Below are 20,484 nucleotides of genomic sequence, written 5' to 3'. Positions count from 1 at the left end.
AACCGTCGGCTCCCCACCCTCAAGAACCGCCACCACAGAATTCGTCGTACCAAGATCGATACCGACCGAACGAGACATAACCACAAGCCTCCGAGTTGAGAGCCGCCCGGCGGACGCCGCGCGGATGGATCTGGTGTTGTGTGTGTGCGATGCGCTTGCGCGATCGTGCTGGTGTCGCCCCCCGCGGGCGGGACGGCCGAGGCCCGACCTGTCACCCTTGAGTGCAACCGGCTCAATATTGCCGACCTAGTGCGCTTCAGTCAACAGAGGTGAGTCAGCTCGGCTCAAGTTCAGGGTCGTCTCAGGGTCGCGTCCGGGTACCCCCGCGAGTACGAAGCCCCAGCTCAGGGTGCCCGCCGCCCGCCCGGCGCAGGCAGCAGGCGGACATGCGAGAGGGCCCCGAGATCACCAGTGGCGATCTCGGGGCCCTCTCGGCTCGTGGTGCGGTGACTACGAGTGGCTACTCCTGCCGGAGGCTCCGCTGACGCGGAACCTCACCGGCCGACCACCCGAGCGTCGGTCATGCGCAGGTGTAGATCTTGAAGTTGTCCACACCCATCAGCGACGCCTGGTTGTCGTTGGAGACATCCTTGACCGAGATCTGGAACCTCACGGTCTTTCCGGCCAGGGTCGACAGGTTGTACTTCGCCGAGGCCCAGCCGTGGGAGTCGTGCTGGGTCCACGGGCCCGGGTTGACCGAACCGGTCAGCGTGCTGCCGTCCTTCCAGCCACTGCCGTCGTTGTACTGGAGCTTGGCGGTGGCACCAGCGGAGGGCTGGTAGAGGCTGAACAGGGTGGCGTAGTCGATCCGCAGCCAGCTGCCGGCGGGGATCTTCTTGCCGGCCGACGTCGCCGTGCCGCTCTCGACACCGGGCTGGGTGAACAGACCCAGAGCGTCCTTACCGGTGTTGACGTAATCGAACTCGAGGTCCGCGTTCATCAGGCCGTTGCCACCGGTCGGGTCGAGCGTCCAGTCAGACGGCGCGGAGTCGAAGGTCTGGACGTAGGACGTCTTCACGTTGCCGACGGTGCAGTAGGGCGTGGCAACCGGGGCGCCGTTGGCCGGGTCCTTGTAGAGCTCGGTCGCGCGGACGGCCTTGTCGACCTGGGCGCAGTCGTCCTCGGTGATGTAGGTGCCGGTCTTGCCGATGTTCTTGCGGCAGGACAGCGGCAGGACGTTGAACAGATCCTTGTAGTCCGTACCCGAGGTCATCAGGTTTTCGGCGGTCCAGTAGATCTTGAACGCCTTCGCCAGGCCGATGCCACGAATGGTGTAGCCGTTGAAGGTGTCGCCCTGGGTCAGCAGGTAGGCGGTCTTGTTGCCCGGCCCGCTGTTGGTGTGCACGCCACCGCTGTCGCGGTACTGCTGGTCGGCAGTCCACAGCGAGGAGGTCAGCCGGTCAGGCTGGTCGTACTTCGTCGGGTCCTTCATGCTGCGCAGCGGCGCGGGCAGGTCCGGCGACGCCGGGTCCTCGTCCTCACCGATCAGCCAGCCCTGGTCGCTGCCGGCCTTGCCGGGATTGGCGGCCAGGTCGATCAGCTCACCCATCGTGTCGGAGATCGACTCGTTGATCGCGCCCGACTGGTAGGCGTAGTAGAGCGCGGAGGTGTGCGAGGTCACGCCGTGGGTCAGCTCGTGGCCGGTCACGTCGAGGCCGGTCACGCCCTCGCCGTAGACCATCTGACCGATGCCGTCGCTCCAGAAGGCGTTGGCCAGGGGGCAACCCGGCTGCAGCTGCGACAGGCAGGTCCGGGTGGAGGCCCTCAGCGTCTTGCTGCTGCCGCCGATGAACGCCGAGACGTCCAGGCCGGCGTAGGAGGCGTACCACCTGGAGACGACGCCGAGGTTGTCGTACACCTTGTCGACGTCGGCGATGCCGGACTTCGCACCCCCCTCGCGGCGGGTGTACTTGTTGGTGGTCCCGTCGCACTTGGCGCCGTCGAGGTCACCAGCGTCCTTGTTGTTCAGGTCGCAGATGTCGCGCTTGAGCGCCGCGTGGTTGTTGCTGACGGCCAGCGCGACGGAGTTGAAGCCGCTGTCGACGAAGACGGTGTAGTCGACGGCGTGGTCGGGGGTGTTGACCTGGAACTTCAGCGTCTCGCGGTTGATCGGCGCACCGGGCGCACCGAGCAGCGAGGGGTTGTAGATCCAGCGACCCTCGTTCTTGACCTCGAGCTTGCCGGCGGAGACGTCCGCCTTCTTGGCGACGTACTTGCGCGCCGCGATCCCGCTCGCCACGGCACTGAACTGCTTCTTCGGCGCCTGCACCGAACCCTTGGCGGTCTTGCCGAGCAGCGCCTCGAGGTTGTTCTGCTTGTCGAGGGACGCGACCAGCTCACCGGCGACGACCGGAATGCCGTTGATCTCCTGCTGCATGCGAACGACGTTGCCGCCGTCGACCTGCTGGGACCTGACGGTCTTCATCTGGGCCGCGTCGACGCCGAGCTTGCCCGCGAAGTTCTGCAGGTGCTGCTTGGCAGCGACCCTCGGAGACTCCGACGAACCCTTCGGCAGCTTGATCGCCGCCCCCTTGGCCGCGATGCCGGTGACGTCGCCGTCGGAACCCTCTAGAACCTTGATCGAGCTGTCCGCCTTCTTGGGCAGGAAGCTCGGGCCGGACATCGTGCCGGCATATGACGGTGCGGCGAGCGCCAAAGCACTCCCGCTGACGACCGTCGCCAGGGCGGCGATACCGCCGACTGTGCGTCGGTACTTCACTAGGAACCCCCATCAGTCCGGAATGTGACGTGACCTTGCGTGCCGAGAGGAGATCGGAACGCGCATACAGGTGCCCGAGGAGCCTAGTGGCAAATCGGGCGATTTGGATACCCACGGGGCGGTGCAACCCAGGTGGGCCCGAGATACCAGAAACCGGACATGACGGCACGGTTACTGTGCGCCAGCTCGCTTCGCTCGAGGTGACCGGAACGCGCAGCGACGTTCGGCTCGACGCGACAGGGGCGAACCGGCACACGCGAAACGGCCTCGGTACCAACCGGGTTTCCGGTTGGTACCGAGGCCGTCGTTCCTCGGTTACGCGACAGGTGCGCCGCGACTCAGCTGCAGGAGTAGATCTTCAGGTTGTCGACCCACCAGGCGGAGTCGTCCGTGCCCACCTTGGAGTGGAAGCGGAACTGCACGGTCTTGCCCGCCAGGCTGGACAGGTCGTACCGCGTCCCGCCGAACCCGTTGGACGTTCCCGCGAAGCTCTTCAGGCCGCCGAACTCAGCTGCCGGGGTGTCCTCGCCGTTGACGTTGGGCAGAGCAGCCATTCCGTGCCAGCCCGAGCCTGTGTTGTACTCGATCCTCGCGCCGTCGCCGTTCGCGAGCAGGTAGGCGTGGTCGAAGCGGAGGTACGAACCAGCCGGGATCTTCACGCCCGTCTTCTGGGTCAGCAGGACGTTGTCGCCCGCGCTGGTCCATGCGACCGCGGACTCGTCGCCGACGGTGGCGTAGGGAAGGCCGACCTCGCTGGAGAGCACCCAGCTACCCCCGAACGTCCAGCCACCGCTCTTGGACTCGAAGCCCTCGGTGTAGCTGGCCTGGGGCGACTTGCCGTTCGCGCAGTAGTTGACGTTCTTGGCGCTCCCCTGCACCGGGTCCTTGTACATCTCGGTGGCCCGGACCGCGTTGTCGACCTGCTGGCAGTCGTCCTCGGTGATGTAGCTGCCCGCCTGGCCGATGTTCTTCCGGCAGGCCAGCGGCATGGTGTAGAAGACGTCCTTGTAGTCCGCGCCCGGGGCGAGGAGGTTCTGGGTCGTCCAGAGAATCTTCGCGGTCTTCGCCAGGCCCAGGCCGCGGACCGTGTAGCCGTTGAAGGACGCGCCGTCGGCGATCAGGTAGACCGACTTGTTGAAGACCCCGCTGTTGTAGTGGACGCCGCCGTTGTCCTCGAAGTCGACGTCGTCGAACCACATGCCGGAGGTCATCTTGTCGGGCTGGTCGTAGGCGGTGGGGTTCTTCATGTCCCGGATCACGCCGAGGGACGAGCCCTCGCCGATCTTCCAGCGGTTGGCCGCGGTGTCGTCGGCGCTTCCGTTGGTGAGGTCGACGATCTCACCCCACGCGTCGGACAGGCCCTCGTTGATCGCACCGGACTGGTAGAGGTACGCCAGGGCGGCGGTGCGCTCGGTGACGCCGTGGGTCAGCTCGTGCCCCGTCACGTCGTCGGTGGTCACGCCCTCGCCGAAGACCATCTGCTGGCCGTCCCAGTAGGCGTTGGCGAACGGGCAGCCGTTGGGGTCGGAGGTGCAGACGCGCACCGTGGCCCGAAGGGCCTTGCCCTTGCCGTCGCCGTAGTCGATGCCGATGAGCTTCGTCAGGTCGAGGTTGACATAGCTCGCGTAGCGGACCGACGTGTCGTGGAAGAAGTCGTAGACCTTGTTGACGTCGGCCACGCTGGACGGGCCCTGGCCCTCGACACGGGCGTAGGGGTTGGCGTCGCCGTCGCAGGAGGTGTCCTCGACGACCCGGCGCTTCGCGTCGCAGATCACGCGGTTGAGCGCCCGCTCGGTCAGCGAGTAGGCCAGCGCGGCCTTGCCGGTGGAGGCGTCGACGAGAACGCGGTACTGCAGTCCGCGGCGGGCGTCGCCGACGAGGTAGGTATAGACCGGCTTGACGCCCTTGGCACCGGGCACACCGAGAATCGAGCCGTCGTACCAGTTGCGGCCCTCGGACCGGACCTTCAGACCAGCGGTCGATCCGAGCTTCTCGCGGGTCGCGACGACCTGCTTGGCGACGCCGGCGAGCTTGTTGGCCTGGAGCTTTCCGACGCTGGGGAACGAACGCGTGGGCTTGCCACCGGTCTCGCCCACTATGAACTGCAGGTTGTTGGACTGGTCGAGCGCGACGACCAACTGCCCGGCGAACACCGGGACGCCGTCGACGGCGCGGTCGAAGCGGACCGCGGAGCCGTTGGCGAGCTTCGTCGACGAGGCCGCCGTCAGCTGCGAGCTGGACACGCCGAAGGCCTTGGCGTAGGTGGACAGGTGCGCCTTCGCGGCCGTCTCCGGCCTGGCGTCGGCGGCCACGCCCTTGGGGCGGGCGATGGTGCCGCCCTTGGGCTCGATGACGCGTACGGACCCGTCGTTGCCGCGCTGCGACACGACTGCGTCCGGGGTGGTGGTGCGAGCGAACGCGGGACTCGTACTCGAGCCCGCGCTGGCCGGCACGGCCATGGCAACAAGCGCCGAACCGCTGACAGCGGTGGCGAGAGCTGCAAGACCGCCGACCAGGCGACGCGATCTCACGTGGGACCCCCCGAGGGTGTCGTCTGGGAAGAGAGGGAACAGACCGGAGCCTAGGGCAGATCAGGCGGGAGGAAGCGGAAGATCTGTGGAAAACCCCGCCATCGGGTCGAAATGCCGACGAGAGGGGACGAATGCCTACGGTCTGTAGCGATGTCAGTACTGTATGTGATCGACCGGGTGCGAAGCTCTCGGCTCACGGGAGGACTGCGCGAACGGCGGCGTCCAGTCGGCGCGCGACGTGGTCCACCCGCCGGTGCCGGCCACCGGCCACCACCTGCACACCGCCGCTGACCACCGCGTCGACGTCGGCCGCCGTGGCGGCGAACACCACCGTCTGCGCGGCGTGGGCGGGGTCCGTCCCGGCAGTCCGCACCGAGTCCAGCCGGACGCTCACCAGGTCTGCTCTCGCGCCGGCCTCGATGACCCCGGTGTCGGGAAACCCGAGCGCGTGATGGCCCGCCTCGGTACACGCCGTGAGCAGGGCCGACGCCGGCCAGTGGCCGCGACGGCCGGTGGCGAGGCGCTCGCCCCACTCCAGGGCGCGGGCCTCGGCGAACAGGTCGACCACGGCGTGGCTGTCGCTGCCCAGGACGAGGGTGGTGCCGGCCCGGGCCAGCGCACCCGCGGGGCCGAGTCCGTCGGCGAGGTCGCGTTCGGTCGTGGGACACAGGCACACGGTCGTCCCGGTCTCCGCGAGCAGGCCGACGCCACTGTCGTCCAGGTGCGTGGCGTGCACCGCGGTGGTCCGCGGGCCGAGGACGCCGCGGTCGAACAGCAGCCGTACCGGATCCATGCCGTACGCCGCAACGCAGTCGGTGTTCTCGCGGGGTTGCTCGGCGACGTGGACGTGCAGCGGCGCGGCCCGGGCATGCGCCCACGCGGCCACGGTCGGCAACTGCTCGGCGGGTACGGCGCGGACCGAGTGCACCGCGGCCCCGATCGACACGTCGTCGGCGCCGGCGTACCTCTCGTGCAGCGCGTCCACGCGTCCGGCCCAACGCTCGGCGTCCCCGTCGCCGAAGCGTTCCTGCGCCCCGGTCAGCGGAGCGCCGATCCCGCCGGTGAGGTAGCACGCGTCGAGCAGGCAGATCCGGATCCCGGCGGTCCGGGCCGCGGCGACCAGCATGTCGGCCATCGCGTTCGGGTCGTCGTAGCGCCGGCCGCCCGGCCCGTGGTGGAGGTAGTGGAACTCCCCGACGCAGGTGATCCCGGCCAGGGCGAGCTCGGCGTACACCGCGACGGCGAGGTCGTAGTAATTGTCGGGATCCAGCCGCTCGGCGACCTCGTACATCCGGTCCCGCCAGGTCCAGAACGTGCCGATACCGGCGGGGGCGCCGGTGCCACCGGGGCCGTCGACCGGGTCCTGGGTTCGCCCGCGCAGCGCCCGGTGGAATGCGTGTGAGTGCACGTCGGCCAGGCCGGGGAGGGTCAGGCCGGGCAACCTGACGGCCGAGGCGGGCGGTCGCGGGACGTTCGTACGGACTGCCGTGATGCGCGTGCCGGCCACCTCCACCAGCACTCCGGTCTCGACCTGGCCGGGTGGCAGCCAGGCGAGGGCACACCAGTACGCCGTCGGCTCCGGACTCATCCGACGCTCGATCCGGGGCTCATCCGGAACTCATCCGGAACTCATCCGCCGGCCCCGTCCGGCTCTCCGGCCAGCAGGTCGGCGAGGACGGCGGTCAGCGCGTCCACGCCGGCGAGGCAGTCGGAGGGTTCGGCGTACTCCTCCGGCGCGTGCGACACACCCGTGGGATTACGGACGAACAGCATCGCGGACGGGATCCCGGCGGCGGCGAGGATGCCCGCGTCGTGGCCGGCCTGGGTGGACAGGACCGGCGGTGAACCGAGCCGGGCCGCCACCCGGTCGCGCAGGCGTACGTCGAACTCCACGCGCGGCGTCCACGACTCCGGGTGCACCTCGAGCCGGGTGCCGTCGCGCTGGGCGCGGTCACCGGCCTGCCGGCGGATCTCCTCCACCAGGGCGTCCAGGCTCGCCTCGTCGGCGGCGCGGGCGTCCAGCCAGGCGCGGACGAGGGAGGGCACGGCGTTGGTGGCGTTCGGCTCGACCAGCACCCGGCCGAACGTCGTCCGGGCGGTGGTGAGCCGGGCACGCTTGTTGGCGGCGAGCGCGGTCATGGCGTACGTCAGCATCGGGTCGTGCCGGTCGGCCATCGCGGTCGTCCCGGCATGGTCGGCCCGCCCGCCGAACTCGAACCGCCAGCGTCCGTGCGGCCAGATGTCCCGTGCGACGGCCACCGGCGCGCCCACGTCGGCCAGTGTCCTGCCCTGCTCGACGTGGAGTTCGACGAACGCCGACGGCGCGCGCAGCAGGCCGGGTGCGGGGCCGAGGTCGACCGCCACGCCGGCCCGCTCCATCGCGTCGGTGAGCGACACGCCGTCGGCGTCCCGCAGACCGCGTGCGCGGTCCGGCTCCAGCGCTCCGGTCAGCAGCCGCGAGCCCAGGCAGGGCACCCCGAACCGCGCGCCCTCCTCCTCCGCGAACACCGCGATCCCCAGCGGCCGGGTCGGCTCGCTTCCCCCGTCAGCGGCGCCGGCCCGGATTGCGTCCAGTGCCGCGAAGGCCGAGACCACGCCGAGCGGCCCGTCGTAGCCACCGCCGTCGGGTACGGAGTCCAGGTGGCTACCGGTGACCACGCCCCCGGTCACCCGCGCGGGATCGGGCCGCCACCACGCGACCAGGTTGCCGCTGCCGTCGGCCTCCACCGCCAGGTCGCGGCGGTCGGCCTCGTCCCGGAACCACCGCTCGCATTGCTGGTGCGCCGGCGTCCACGAGTAGCGGTGGTATCCGCCGGTGCGGTCGTCCCGGCCGATCGGCGCCAGCGCCTTCCACATCTGCTCGAAGCCGTTCCCGAACGAGCCACTCCCGGCCGCTGTCATGCCTGCACGGATCCTTCCACCGAACCCCCTGCCGACCCCTCCGCCGAATCTTCCGCCGGCCCTTCCCGCATGGGTGTGCGTACGCCGAGCCGGCGCGCGGTCTCCTCGGCTCGTTCGTACCCCGCGTCGACGTGCCGGATGACCCCGGTGGCCGGGTCGTTGCCCAGCACCCGGGCGAGCTTACGGGCCGCGAGGGGTGTTCCGTCGGCGACGGTGACCTGGCCGGCGTGGATCGACCGGCCGATGCCGACGCCGCCACCGTGGTGCAGGGAGACCCAGGCGGCACCGGAGGCGACGTTCACCATCGCGTTCAGCAGCGGCCAGTCGGCGATCGCGTCCGAGCCGTCGGCCATCGCCTCGGTCTCGCGGTAGGGCGAGGCGACCGAGCCGGCGTCGAGGTGGTCGCGGCCGATCACGATCGGCGCCGAGACCTCCCCGGAGGCGACCAGCTCGTTGAACCGTAGCCCGGCCCGGTCGCGTTCGCCGTAGCCGAGCCAGCAGATCCGCGCCGGCAGCCCCTGGAAGTGGATCCGCTCGCCGGCCAGCCGGATCCACCGGGCCAGCGGCTCGTTGTCGGGGAAGAGTTCGAGCACCGCCTTGTCGGTCCGCGCGATGTCGGCCGGGTCGCCGGACAGCGCCACCCAGCGAAACGGCCCCTTGCCCTCGCAGAACAACGGCCGGATGTACGCCGGAACGAAACCGGGAAACGCGAACGCCCGCGTCAACCCGCCCTTGCGGGCCTCGTCGCGGATGGAGTTGCCGTAGTCGAACACCTCCGCTCCCGTGTCCAGGAAGCCCACCATCGCCTCGACGTGACGGGCCATCGACTCCCGCGCCCGCTCCACGATTCCCTCGGGGTCACGCGCGCGCTCGGCGGCCCACTCGTCGAAGCCCACCCCGAGCGGGAGGTACATCAGCGGGTCGTGCGCGGAGGTCTGGTCGGTCACCACGTCGACCGGGGCGCTTCGCGCGAGCAGCGCCGGCACCACCTCGGCCGCGTTGCCGAGCACCCCCACCGACAGCGGCCGCCTCGCCCGCACCGCCTCCTCGGCCAGCCGCAGTGCGTGGTCGAGGGAGTCCGCGCGGACGTCGAGGTAGCGGTGGTCGAGGCGGCGGCGGATCCGGCTGTCGTCGCACTCCACGCAGATCACCACGCCGCCGTTCATGGTCACCGCGAGCGGCTGGGCGCCGCCCATCCCGCCCAGGCCCGCGGTGACGGTGAGCGTCCCGGCCAGCGAGCCGGCGGCCTCCGGCCGGGTGACGCCGCGCTCGGCGAGCCGGGCCGCGACCGCGGCGAACGTCTCGTACGTGCCCTGCAGAATGCCCTGCGTACCGATGTAGATCCACGAGCCGGCCGTCATCTGGCCGTACATCGTGAGCCCGAGCGCCTCCAGCCGGCGGAACTCCTCCCAGGTCGCCCAGTCCGGCACCAGGTTGGAGTTGGCGATCAGCACCCGCGGCGCCCACTCGTCGGTACGCAGCACCCCGACCGGGCGGCCCGACTGCACCAGCATCGTCTCGTCGTCGGCCAGCGTGGTGAGCGTGCGCACCAGGGCGTCGAAGCTCGCCCAGTCGCGGGCGGCCCGGCCACTTCCGCCGTACACAACGAGGTCCTGCGGATGCTCGGCCACCTCCGGGTCGAGGTTGTTCTGCAGCATCCGCAGCGCCGCCTCCTGCGGCCAGCCGCGAGCGTGCAGGGTGGCGCCGCGCGGGGCCGTCACCGTGCGCGGGCAGCTGGAATGGGTGTCGGCCGGCGAGTGGGTCATCCGGAACCTCCTGGCCGGGGTCGGTGCGGCTGGTCGGTGCCGCTCCCACCAGCCTCGTCCGGACCGCCGCCCTCCGCCAGTGCGCCACGCTCGACCACTGTGTCGGCGGCGGCGAGGGCGAGCCCGTCGGTGACCACGGCCACCGCAGCGTCGATCTCCCGGGACATCTGCCGGTCCGGCCCGGGCCCGAAGACCCGCAGCCGGAGCTCTCGCAGCGCCGCGGCGGTCGCCGGTGCCGGCGCCAGCGGCACCCGCAGGTCCAGTCCCCGCGCCGCGGTCAGCAACTCGATCGCCAGCACCCGGGTGAGACCGTCGACCGACTGCCGCAGCTTGCGGCCGGCCGACCAGCCCATCGACACGTGGTCCTCCTGCATCGCCGAGGAAGGGATGGAGTCCACGCTGGCCGGTACGGCGAGCCGCTTCAGGTCGCTGACGATCGCCGCCGCGGTGTACTGCGCGATCATGTGGCCGGAGTCCAGGCCCGGGTCGTCGGCGAGGAACGCCGGCAGGCCGTGGTTGCGGGCGACGTCGAGGAACCGGTCGGTACGGCGTTCGGACATGCTCGCCACGTCGGCGGCGACGATCGCGAGGAAGTCGAGCACGTACGCGAGCGGCGCACCGTGGAAGTTGCCGTTGGACTCCACCCGGCCGTCGCGCAGCACCACCGGGTTGTCGATCGCCGAGGCGAGCTCGTACTCCGCCACCGAACGCGCGTGTGCCAGGGTGTCCCGCGCCGCGCCGTTGACCTGTGGTGCACAACGCAGGGAGTACGCGTCCTGGACGCGGGTGTCGGCCGGGCCGGCGTGACTGGCCACGATCGCGGAGCCGGCCAGCAGTGCCCGCATGTGCGCCGCCGCGGCGACCGGGCCCGGATGCGGGCGCAGCGCCTGGAGTTCGGGCGCGAACACACGGTCGGTGCCGAGCAGCGCCTCCACGCTCATCGCGGCGGTGAGGTCAGCGGTCCGGATCAGCCGGTCCAGGTCGTGGCAGGCGAGCACGAGCATCCCGAGCATGCCGTCGGTGCCGTTGATGAGGGCGAGGCCCTCCTTCTCGCCCAGCACCACGGGGCTGATGCCGGCGGCCGCGAGAGCCTGGGCGGCGGGCTGGACCAGGCCGGCCGACTCAAGCCCGGAGCCGACGGCCGTACGGACCTCGCCCTCGCCGGTCAGGGCCAGCGCCACGTGTGCCAGCGGGGCGAGGTCACCGGAGCAGCCGAGACTGCCGTGCTCCGGGACGACCGGCGTGATTCCGGCGTTCAGCAGCGCCTGCAGCGCCTCCGCAGTCTCCGGCCGTACGCCGGTCCGGCCGGTGGCGAGGGTGGACAGCCGGAGCAGCATCATCGCCCGGACCACCTCGGTCTCCGTCTCCGGACCCGAGCCGGCGGCGTGGGAACGGATGAGGCTGCGCTGCAGCCGGGCCCGCGACTCGGGCGGGATGTGCCGGGTGGCGAGTGCGCCGAAACCGGTGGATATGCCGTACGCCGGTGAGGTCGACGAGCCGAGCCGCTTCACCGCCGCCCGCCCGGCGACCAGGGCGGTCAACGCCTCGGGGGCGAGGATCACCCGGGCTGCGTACCGCGCCACCGCGACGACGTCGGCCTCGATGAGCGGTCCGGTGCCGACCTGGACGGTGTCGGCCTGGGCGAAGTCGACCATGCACCAATTCCACTGCGCGTGAGGCCGCCGTGCCAGCGTTGACGGGAATCCCCTATGTCACAGCGCGGGCGCGCAGCGGCACGGTGAACATTCGACGGCGACGACGAGAGCACCGTCAGGGCAGCGGGCGCCGCCAGCCACCGACCTTCGCCAACCACTTGCCGACGCCGGTCATCCACCACCGGAAGGCACTGGCAACCAGAAGTCACTGGCAACGCGAAGGCCCTCGCCGGAGCGAGGGCCTTCGAGAGGTTCGGCGGGTTCGACGGGGTGGTCAGCAGACGCTGTCGTCGCGGCGCGGGTTGGCGAGCCCGAACGCGGCGCGGCCCCGCAGGCCGACCCAGGTTCCGAGGAGGGCGCACAGCCCCCACACCCACCCGTGCAGGCTGCCGGACGCGATGCCCGCGAGGTAGGCGCCGATGTTGCAGCCGCCGGCCAGCCGGGCGCCGACGCCCATCAGGATGCCGCCGAGCACGGCCGCGATCGCCGTACGCGCCGGGATCCGGCTGTGCAGCGTCCACACGCCTCCGGCGGCCGCGGCCACCGCGGCACCCAGCATGATGCCGATGTCCGTCAGGCTCGTCTTGTCGGTGAGGATCGGACCGGCGAGCGTCTGCGCCTGCTTGGGCTCCTGCCAGTACGCCCACGTCTCCGGGTGGAACCCGACGGCCTGCAGCGCCTTCGAACCCCACAGGGTGAACGCGCTGGTCACGCCCCACGCACCGCCGGACACCACCAGGACGGCGGCGCCCAGCACGGCGAGGGCGACCGCGCCGACCCACAGCGGCCAGGAGCCGCGGATGGCGCGCAGGGCGCCGCGGCTGGTCGGCACCGGCGCGACCGGCGGCGGCACCCGGCGGGCCTGGACGACCCGGGTCACCGCGACGACCACCAGCAGCGCCAGGATCGTGATCGCCCACGAGCCCAGCCAGCCGACGTGGTCGGCGAGGACGTACGGCTGGAGCGTCGGCAGGGTGTCGACGAGCGGGTAGGCCCAGGCGTAGACGACCGAGCCGACGATGAAGCCGCCGAGGGTGAGCACGATGGCGGACTGGCCGGAGCCGACCGCGAACAGCGTCCCGGACGCGCAGGCACCACCGATCTGCATGCCCACGCCGAACAGGAACGAGCCGACCAGCAGGCCGACGCCGAGGGGACCGGCACTCGGCGCGGGGACGCTGCCGAACAGACCGGTGCCGGTGCCGATGACCAGTGCGAACAGCGTGGCCGTGGTGCCGAGCAGCAACGCGTGCGCCCGCAGGCCCGCGCCGTTGCCGACCGCGACCAGCTGCCGCCACGCGGAGGTGAAGCCGAACCTGGAGTGGAACAACGCGACGCCGAGCCCGGCGCCGAGCAGGAGCAGGACGCCGGGTTTTGCGCCGTACGACACCCAGACGTAGGCGGCCAGCGCGATCGTGCCGAGCGTGGCGACCACCAGCGGCACCCGCGAGACGGGTCCGAGTGGTGCGGGCTGCGGGGTGGGGGCGGAGGTGGCGGAGGTCAGGAAGCGCCTCGGCGTGGAGGCGGTTCTGGTCAGAACGCCGGTGCCGGTGGAGCCGGGGGACGCGGTGGACCCGGAGGTCGAGGTGGTGCCGCTGGACATGGGCGCACTCTCTGCTGAGGAGGAAAATCTGCGGACTTCGGCGCCGCTCGCCGAGGGCGAGCGAGAGTTCAGCGGCAGAGCTCGTCGTCGACGAGGACGAGCTCGGTGGCGAACAGGGCCAGGCAGAGCTGGCAGGCCGGGCTACGCATGGCCGACACCATAGGTCGGATTCGTGGCGGACACCGAACCGTCGTCTCGCATCATGGACGTTCAGCTCGAAATGTGGACACGTCCCGCGTGCGGCAGACGAAACCGGCGGGGCGCCGGCTCCGGTCTCCCGAAGCCGGCGTCCCGCCGGTTGTCAGTCCTGTGAGCCCCGAACGAACCTGGGCTCAACCCTGGGTGAGGCTTCAGACCAGGCCGTTCCTGGCGAGCCACTCCTTGGCCACCGCGGACGCGTCCTTCTTGTCCACGACGACCTGGGTGTTCAGCGCGAGCAGCGTCTTGGTGTCGAGCTTGGCCGAGACGCCGTTCAGCGCCTCCTCGACCTTCGGCGACGCCTTGGACTTGTTGATCAGCGGCACGACGTTCTGCGCCGGGAAGAGGTTCTTGTCGTCGTCCAGCAGGACGAAGCCGTTCTTCTGCACCACCGGGTCGGTGGTGAACATGTTGGCCGCGTCGACCTGGCCGTTGGCGAGCGCCTGCGGGATCAGGGTGCCCTTGAGCGACTTGTAGTCGCCCTTGAACTGCAGGCCGTAGACCTGCTTCAGCGCCGGTACGCCGGAACGCTCGCGGGTCTTCCACTCCGGCGGGCCGCCGAGCACCAGCTTGCCCGCGACCGGCTTGAGGTCGCTGAGCTTCTTCAGCTTGTACTTCGCGGCCGTCTCCTTGGTCACCGCCACGGCGTCCTTGTCCTCCGCGCCGGCCTGTTCGAGCACGGTGAGCTTGCTCGGCGTGGCCTTCTTCAGCTCGGCGTAGACGTCCTCGGAGGTGGATGCCTTCGTCTTCGCGTCGAACGCCTGCAGGAGGTTTCCGGTGTACTCGGGGATCAGGTCGATGGACCCGTCCTCGAGCGCCTTGAGGTAGATCTCGCGGGCGCCGATGCCGAACTTCGTGGTGACCTTGACTCCCTTGGCCCGCAGCGCGCCGGCGTAGATCTCACCGACCAGCGTGCTCTCGGGGAAGTCGGCGGAGCCGACCACGATCGTGTCGGCCGGCGCCTTGGTCGCGGGAGCCTTGGTGTTCTCGGTCATCGGGTTGCCGCCGCCCCCGCACCCGGCGAGGGCGAGCAACGCGACCGTCGCCGCGGCGGCGATCCTTGCGAACTTCATGACGGGTATCTCCTTGGTGGGTGACGGTTGCGCGGCCTGGTCGCGCCGTACGTGCTCGCGGGTGTCAGGCGTACAGATCTCAGCGGGCTCCGGCGAGTTCCTCCGGGCCAGGCACCTCGGCGTCCGGCTCCATCTCCGTGCGCTCGGCCGAGACGACCGACGCCCGTCGCTGCGCCCTGCTGGTGAGGCCGGTCGGGACCACCAGCCGCTGCACCAGGGCCAGGATCGCCTCGACCACGATCGCCAGCGCGGCGACCAGGATCGAGCCGCCGACCATCTGGGCGTAGTCGCGAACCGCCTGGCCGTCGACGATGAACCGGCCCAGGCCGCCGAGTGAGGTGATCGCGGCGATGGTGGCGGTGGCGATGATCTGCAGCATGGCGCTGCGCACTCCGGACAGGATGAGCGGCAGCGCGCACGGCGCCTCGACCTTGGTGAGCACGCTCATGCCGGTCATGCCCATGCCGTACGCCGCGTCACGGGCGGCCGGGTCGACTCCCTGCACTCCCGAGTACGTACTGGCCAGGATCGGTGGGACGGCCAGCACGACCAGGACGAAGATGCTCGGGATGACGTAGACCAGGTCGCCGTGGATCCGTGGGCCCAGCAGCAGGGCCATCACCACCAGCAGACCCAGCGAGGGCAGCGCGCGCAGGGAGTTGGCGAGGCCCGCGACGAGGAACGCGCCGCGTCCGGTGTGGCCGATGTAGAGGCCGAGCGGGATGCCGATCAGCGCCGCGATCAGCAGCGCAGCCAGGGAATACTCCATGTGCTCGAGCAGCCGGGCCGGGATGCCGTCGCCGCCGCTCCAGTGGTCCGGGTCGGCGAACCAGCCGATCACCGACGAGATCATGGGGTCCCCCTCGCGATGCGCTGCCACGGGGCCAGCAGCCGGGTCAGCACCAGGATGAGCGCATCCAGCGCGAGCGCGAGGACGACGCACAGCACGATGCCGGCGACCAGCGGCGGGAAGTAGTTCCGGTTGAGCCCGTCGGTGAACAGCAGCCCGAGCTGGGGTACGCCGAGCAGCGCCGATACCGCGACCAGGCTGACGTTGGACACCGCGGCGACCCGCATGCCCGCGGCGATGACCGGCACCGCCACCGGCAGGTCGACGGCGAAGAACCGGCGGAAACCGGTGTAGCCCATCGCGGTCGCGGCCTGCTCGACGTCACCTGGAACCGAGCCCAGCCCGTCGGCGACGGTGCGGACCAGCAGCGCCAGCGAGTAGATCGTCAACGCCACCACGACGTTGATCGGGTCGAGGATCTGCGTGCCCAGGATGAGCGGCAGCACGACGAACAGCGCCAGCGACGGAATCGTGTAGAGCAGTCCGGTCACGCCGATCATCGGCGTGTGCAGCCAGCCGAACCGGCTGGCCACCCAGCCCAGCGGGATCGCCAGCACCAGGGCGATCACCAGCGGCAGCGTCGCCAGCCAGACGTGTTGCAGGAAGTACGACGTGATGGTTCCGGCGTTGTCGCCGACCCAGGAGATCACGGGTTCGCGACCTCCGGCTCGGCGGACTGGCCGGGTGCGCTCCGGCCCGCGGTCGGCTGGTCGAGCCGGGCGAGAACCGGGCCGGCGGTGATGGTGCCGAGCAGGCGGCCGGCCGGGTCGGCGACCACGCCGCGTCCGGTGGGCGAGGACAGCGCGGCGTCGAGCACTCCTCGCAGGGAGCCGTCCACGGACGCCACCGTGCCGGCGCGGTTGAGGTGGTCGCTGTCAACCGCGTCCTGGCGGGAGTTCTGTGCGTCAAGCCAGCCTTGCGGACGCTTCTCGTCGTCGACGACCAGCACCCACCCGTCGACGGCGGCCGCGCGGGCGTCGGCGATCGGGGCGCCCAGCCGCACGGTGGGTTCGTCGTTCAGCGAGATGCCGTCGGCCGGGGTGAACGACAGGGCGCGGTAGCCGCGGTCCTTGCCGACGAAGCCCGCGACGAACTCGTCCGCCGGGTGCTCCAGCAGCCGCTTCGGCTCGGCGAACTGCGCAAGGCGCCCGCCGGTACGGAAAACCGCCACCCGGTCTCCCAGCTTGATCGCCTCGTCGATGTCGTGCGTGACGAACACGATCGTCTTGTCGAGTTCGTCCTGCAGGCGCAGGAACTCCTCCTGCAGGCTCTCACGTACGACTGGGTCGACGGCGCTGAACGGCTCGTCCATCAGCATCACCGGAGGATCGGCGGCCAGCGCCCGCGCCACTCCCACCCGCTGCTGCTGCCCGCCGGACAGCTGCGCGGGATAACGGTCACCCAGATGTGCGTCCAGGCCGACGCGTTCGATCAACTCCGCAGCGTGCGCGCGCGCCTTCTTTCTGCTCCACCCCAGCAGCAGCGGGACGGTCGCGACGTTGTCGACCACCGTGCGGTGGGGGAACAGGCCGGCGTGCTGGATGACGTAACCGATGCCGCGGCGAAGCTGCGCGGGATTTGTCGTGCCGGTGTCCTCGCCGTCGATCAGGATGCGGCCCGATGTCGGCTCCACCATGCGGTTGATCATCCGCAGGGACGTCGTCTTCCCGCATCCGGAGGGTCCGACGAGCACCGTGATCTCCCCGGACGGAGCCCGGAGGTCCACCTGGTCGACCGCTACGGTTCCATCGGGGTAACGCTTGGTCACGGATTCGAACTCGATCACGTCGGCCCTCCTCGGTCGACGAGCACGCCTGGCCGCCTGGTGTCGTAGTGACTCCGGCCTGTCACGACCGCGCGCCGAAAATCCACCCCACCCTAGCCGCGTGCACCGACAGTGGCAGAACTCGGAAATGCTCACCCTCGGTTGCGACCAGCCAATGAAACTACCCCGGCCGGTCCGGCGCCGGCCACCCCGGTGACCCAGTCGCGCGGATCCGCCGGGCGAAACGGCCCGGCGACCCGCGGTGTCGGTCCGACCTCCTACCCTCGAACCACCACAGCCGTTCCGAGAAGCCGCTTCCGAGAAGGGCGCCGCGCATGCGTGTCGCAGCGATCGTCATCTCCACCGTGATCACCCTGGTAGCGGTCGCGCTGGTCGCGCGCACCGCGGCCGCGATGGTCGGGGTGATCCGGCTCGGCCAGCCGGCTGCCGGCCGCACCGACCGGCCCGGTCAGCGCTGGCTGACCCTGCTGCGGGAGACGATCGGCCACTCCAGGCTGGCGAAGTGGCGCCTGGTCGGAGTGGCGCACTGGTTCGTGTTCGTCGGCTTCGGCGCGCTCTTCTTCACCCTGGTCACCGCGTACGGCCAGATCTACGCGGGGCCGGAGTGGGCGCTGCCGGTGATCGGGCACTGGTGGCCCTACGAAGCGGCGTCCGAAGTGATCGCGTTCCTCACCCTCGTGGCGATCCTCACGTTGATGGTGATTCGTCAGCTCAGGCACCCGCGGCGGCTCGGGCGGGGCAGCAGGTTCGCCGGGTCGACGTTCTGGCAGGCCTACTACGTCGAGTGGACGATCGTCGCGATCGCGGCGTGCATCCTGGCGCTGCGCGGCCTGGAGGGCGCACTGGCCGGCCAGCGCGGGTGGAGCATCCACTACCCGATCAGTGCCCCGCTGGTCGCGGGCTTCACCGGCATGAGCGCGGCCGCCCTCGGCACCGCGATCCTGGCGGTGGCCACGGCCAAGATCGTGGTGTCGATGGCGTGGTTCCTGGTGATCGCACTGAACGCCACCATGGGGGTGGCCTGGCACCGCTTCACCGCGTTCTTCAACGTCTGGTTCAAGCGGGAGGCCGACGGCGGCACCGCACTCGGGCCGCTGCCGCCGATGCGTTCGCGCGGTGAGCCGATCGACTTCGAGGACCCGGGCGAGGACGACATCTTCGGCGTCGGCGCGGTCGAGGAGTTCACCTGGAAGGGGCTGCTCGACTTCACCACCTGCACCGAGTGCGGTCGGTGCCAGTCGCAGTGCCCGGCCTGGAACACCGGCAAGCCGCTGTCGCCCAAGCTGCTGGTGACGACGCTGCGCGACCACGGGTACGCGAAGGCGCCCTACCTCCAGGCGGACGAGGAGGCACGCGCGTCCCTGCCCGACGCCGTACGCGCCGAGGGTGAGCGGCCCCTGGTCGGCCCGACGACCACGACCTCCGACGGCTCGACCGGCGGCGCCGCCATCGGTCACGGCGCCTCCGGCCACGGGATCACCGGTTACGGCGTGGCCGGCGACGGTTCGGCCACCGCGCTGATCGACCCCGACGTGCTGTGGGGCTGCACCACCTGCGGTGCCTGCGTGGAGCAATGCCCGGTTGACATCGAGCACGTCGACCACGTGATGGACATGCGCCGCAACCAGGTGCTGGTGGAGTCGGAGTTCCCGAGCGAGCTCAACCAGTTGTTCCGGGGCCTTGAAAACAAGGGAAACCCGTGGAACATGAACCCCTCCGCCCGGTTGGACTGGGCGAAGGACCTGCCGTTCGAGGTGCCGGTGATCGGCGGCGACGTGGAGAGCCTGGGCGAGGTGGAGTACCTCTTCTGGGTCGGGTGCGCCGGCGCCTACGACGACCGCGCGAAGCGGACCACCCGTGCCGTCGCCGAACTTCTGCACATCGCCGGCGTCTCGTTCGCCGTACTCGGCGAGGCGGAGACCTGCAGCGGTGACCCGGCCCGGCGCGCGGGCAACGAGTTCGTCTACCAGATGCTCGCCCAGCAAAACGTCGAGACGCTGAAGGAGGCCGGCGCCACCAAGGCGGTGGTCACCTGCGCGCACTGCTTCAACACCATCAAGAACGAATACCGCCAGCTCGGCCTGGAGCTGGAGGTGGTGCACCACACCCAGCTGCTCAACCGGCTGGTCCGGGAGAAGAAGCTGACGCCGGTCGCGGCGGACGCCGGCGGAAACGGCACGGGCAACGGCTCGGCCGGGCGGCCGATCACCTACCACGACCCGTGTTACCTCGGTCGGCACAACCAGGTCTACGAGCCGCCGCGGGAGCTGCTCGGTGCGCTGCCGGGGGTCGAGGTACGCGAGATGCCCCGCAGCGGCAAGGAGTCGTTCTGCTGCGGTGCCGGTGGTGCCCGGATGTGGATGGAGGAGCGGATCGGCTCCCGGATCAACCTCAACCGCACCGAGGAGGCCGTGGCCACCGGGGCCGACCAGATCGCCACCGGCTGCCCGTTCTGCAAGACGATGCTCTCCGACGGGCTGACCCAGAAGCAGTCCGAGGGGGCCGCCAGGGACGAGGTCGAGGTGATCGACGTCGCCCAGTTGCTGCTGGAGTCGGTGCGGCGAGGCACCCTCGCGCCGCGCGCGGCGAACGGCGAGGAGAGCGCTGCCGGCGCCTCGAACACCGCCGGGACCGCGGACACCGCCGGCGGTGCCGACGCCCACAACCAGCCCGGCGACCAGCCCAGCGACCAGAACATCCACCAGGCCTCGCGGGCCGACGGTGACGCCGACGACACGGGGGTGACGTCGCGATAGCGCCAGATGACGTCATCCTGACGATATTGGTGGTTGACATGGCGTCGTGGATGACGCCATGATGACGTCATGGAACTCGCACCGTACGTCGACAGCATCCGCCGCGACCTCTCGGTCGCGGCGGAGGTTGCCGGGCAGGAAGCCCGGATCGCCGCGGAGCGCCTGACGGCCGCGCTGGACGCTGCCGTACGGCTTGCTCTGATGGACGCACTCTCCACCGCCGCCGAGGAGGTCACCCGCGAGCTCGCACCGGGCTCGGTCGAGGTGCGCCTGCGCGGCCGCGAGCCGGAGTTCGTCGTCACCCCGCCGCCGAGTGCACACCTTCCGGAGGAGGAGCCGGCGGGACCGCCGTCGCCTCCCCCGCCGCCCCCGCCGGGTGACACCGAGCAGGGCACCTCCCGGGTCACCCTGCGACTGCCCGAGTCGCTGAAGGTCCGGGCCGAGGAGGCCGCCGCCCGCGAGGGCGTCTCGGTCAACACCTGGCTGGTCCGTGCGGTGAGCTCGGCCCTCTCCGACAGCTCTCCGAGCGGAGGGCCGCGTGGCTCGCGCGGCCGGTCCGGCCCGCGCGTGGGCAAGCGCGTCACCGGCTGGGTGCGCTAGCCCGCCCGGCGGACCAACGCGGCTCGGGGCCGCCCGACCCCCAGCC

13 protein-coding genes are annotated in these 20,484 nt (G+C 70.8%); 2 read left to right on the top strand and 11 right to left on the bottom strand.

The features are described from left to right. Window positions 1-520: 520 nt before the first annotated feature. The 11 genes from ABZV93_RS06455 to ABZV93_RS06405 form a co-directional block, all read right to left on the bottom strand. Window positions 521-2,719, bottom strand: coding sequence for a M4 family metallopeptidase (locus tag ABZV93_RS06455; protein WP_354931334.1), 2,199 nt, complete (start codon window positions 2,717-2,719; stop codon window positions 521-523). A 338-nt stretch (window positions 2,720-3,057) separates the two neighbouring features. Further along, complete coding sequence (locus ABZV93_RS06450) at window positions 3,058-5,178, bottom strand: M4 family metallopeptidase (RefSeq protein WP_354931331.1); 2,121 nt, start codon at window positions 5,176-5,178, stop codon at window positions 3,058-3,060. Between the two features lie 265 nt (window positions 5,179-5,443). Next, complete coding sequence (locus tag ABZV93_RS06445) at window positions 5,444-6,838, bottom strand: formimidoylglutamate deiminase (RefSeq protein WP_354931328.1); 1,395 nt, start codon at window positions 6,836-6,838, stop codon at window positions 5,444-5,446. 41 nt (window positions 6,839-6,879) lie between these two features. Then, entirely contained in the window at window positions 6,880-8,151 is a 1,272-nt protein-coding gene (locus ABZV93_RS06440) for an allantoate amidohydrolase (RefSeq protein ID WP_354931325.1), read from the bottom strand. Continuing rightward, window positions 8,148-9,917, bottom strand: coding sequence for a urocanate hydratase (hutU, locus tag ABZV93_RS06435; protein WP_354931322.1), 1,770 nt, complete (start codon window positions 9,915-9,917; stop codon window positions 8,148-8,150). Before hutU ends, ABZV93_RS06440 begins: the two co-directional genes overlap by 4 nt. Next, window positions 9,914-11,572 carry a histidine ammonia-lyase gene (gene hutH / locus ABZV93_RS06430; RefSeq protein ID WP_354931319.1) on the bottom strand — a complete coding sequence of 553 codons (1,659 nt, stop codon included), beginning with the start codon at window positions 11,570-11,572 and terminating at the stop codon, window positions 9,914-9,916. Before hutH ends, hutU begins: the two co-directional genes overlap by 4 nt. 274 nt (window positions 11,573-11,846) lie before the next feature. Continuing rightward, complete coding sequence (locus ABZV93_RS06425; RefSeq protein WP_354931316.1) at window positions 11,847-13,175, bottom strand: YeeE/YedE family protein; 1,329 nt, start codon at window positions 13,173-13,175, stop codon at window positions 11,847-11,849. A 350-nt stretch (window positions 13,176-13,525) separates the two neighbouring features. After that, window positions 13,526-14,446 carry an ABC transporter substrate-binding protein gene (locus ABZV93_RS06420; protein ID WP_354931313.1) on the bottom strand — a complete coding sequence of 307 codons (921 nt, stop codon included), beginning with the start codon at window positions 14,444-14,446 and terminating at the stop codon, window positions 13,526-13,528. Window positions 14,447-14,525: 79 nt separating this feature from the next. Then, window positions 14,526-15,299 carry an ABC transporter permease gene (locus ABZV93_RS06415; RefSeq protein ID WP_354931310.1) on the bottom strand — a complete coding sequence of 258 codons (774 nt, stop codon included), beginning with the start codon at window positions 15,297-15,299 and terminating at the stop codon, window positions 14,526-14,528. Continuing rightward, entirely contained in the window at window positions 15,296-15,946 is a 651-nt protein-coding gene (locus ABZV93_RS06410; protein ID WP_354931307.1) for an ABC transporter permease, read from the bottom strand. The genes ABZV93_RS06415 and ABZV93_RS06410 overlap by 4 nt, the downstream gene beginning before the upstream one ends. After that, window positions 15,943-17,082, bottom strand: a complete 1,140-nt coding sequence (locus ABZV93_RS06405; protein WP_354931304.1) for an ATP-binding cassette domain-containing protein — start codon at window positions 17,080-17,082, stop codon at window positions 15,943-15,945. The genes ABZV93_RS06410 and ABZV93_RS06405 overlap by 4 nt, the downstream gene beginning before the upstream one ends. A 314-nt stretch (window positions 17,083-17,396) precedes the next feature. On the opposite strand from ABZV93_RS06405, the gene ABZV93_RS06400 reads away from it, so the two are divergent. Together ABZV93_RS06400 and ABZV93_RS06395 are read left to right on the top strand one after the other, a co-directional pair. Further along, the gene (locus ABZV93_RS06400; RefSeq protein ID WP_354931301.1) at window positions 17,397-19,838 is read left to right on the top strand and encodes a (Fe-S)-binding protein; all 2,442 of its coding nucleotides are present in this window, start codon (window positions 17,397-17,399) and stop codon (window positions 19,836-19,838) included. A gap of 69 nt (window positions 19,839-19,907) precedes the next feature. After that, entirely contained in the window at window positions 19,908-20,438 is a 531-nt protein-coding gene (locus tag ABZV93_RS06395; protein ID WP_354931298.1) for a toxin-antitoxin system HicB family antitoxin, read from the top strand. The last annotated feature ends 46 nt before the right edge of the window (window positions 20,439-20,484 follow it).

The sequence above is a fragment of the Actinopolymorpha sp. NPDC004070 genome (assembly GCF_040610475.1).
In the GTDB taxonomy this organism is placed as follows: domain Bacteria; phylum Actinomycetota; class Actinomycetes; order Propionibacteriales; family Actinopolymorphaceae; genus Actinopolymorpha.
The sequence above is the reverse complement of the archived record's forward strand: the minus strand, read 5'-3'. Positions and strand labels throughout refer to the sequence as shown.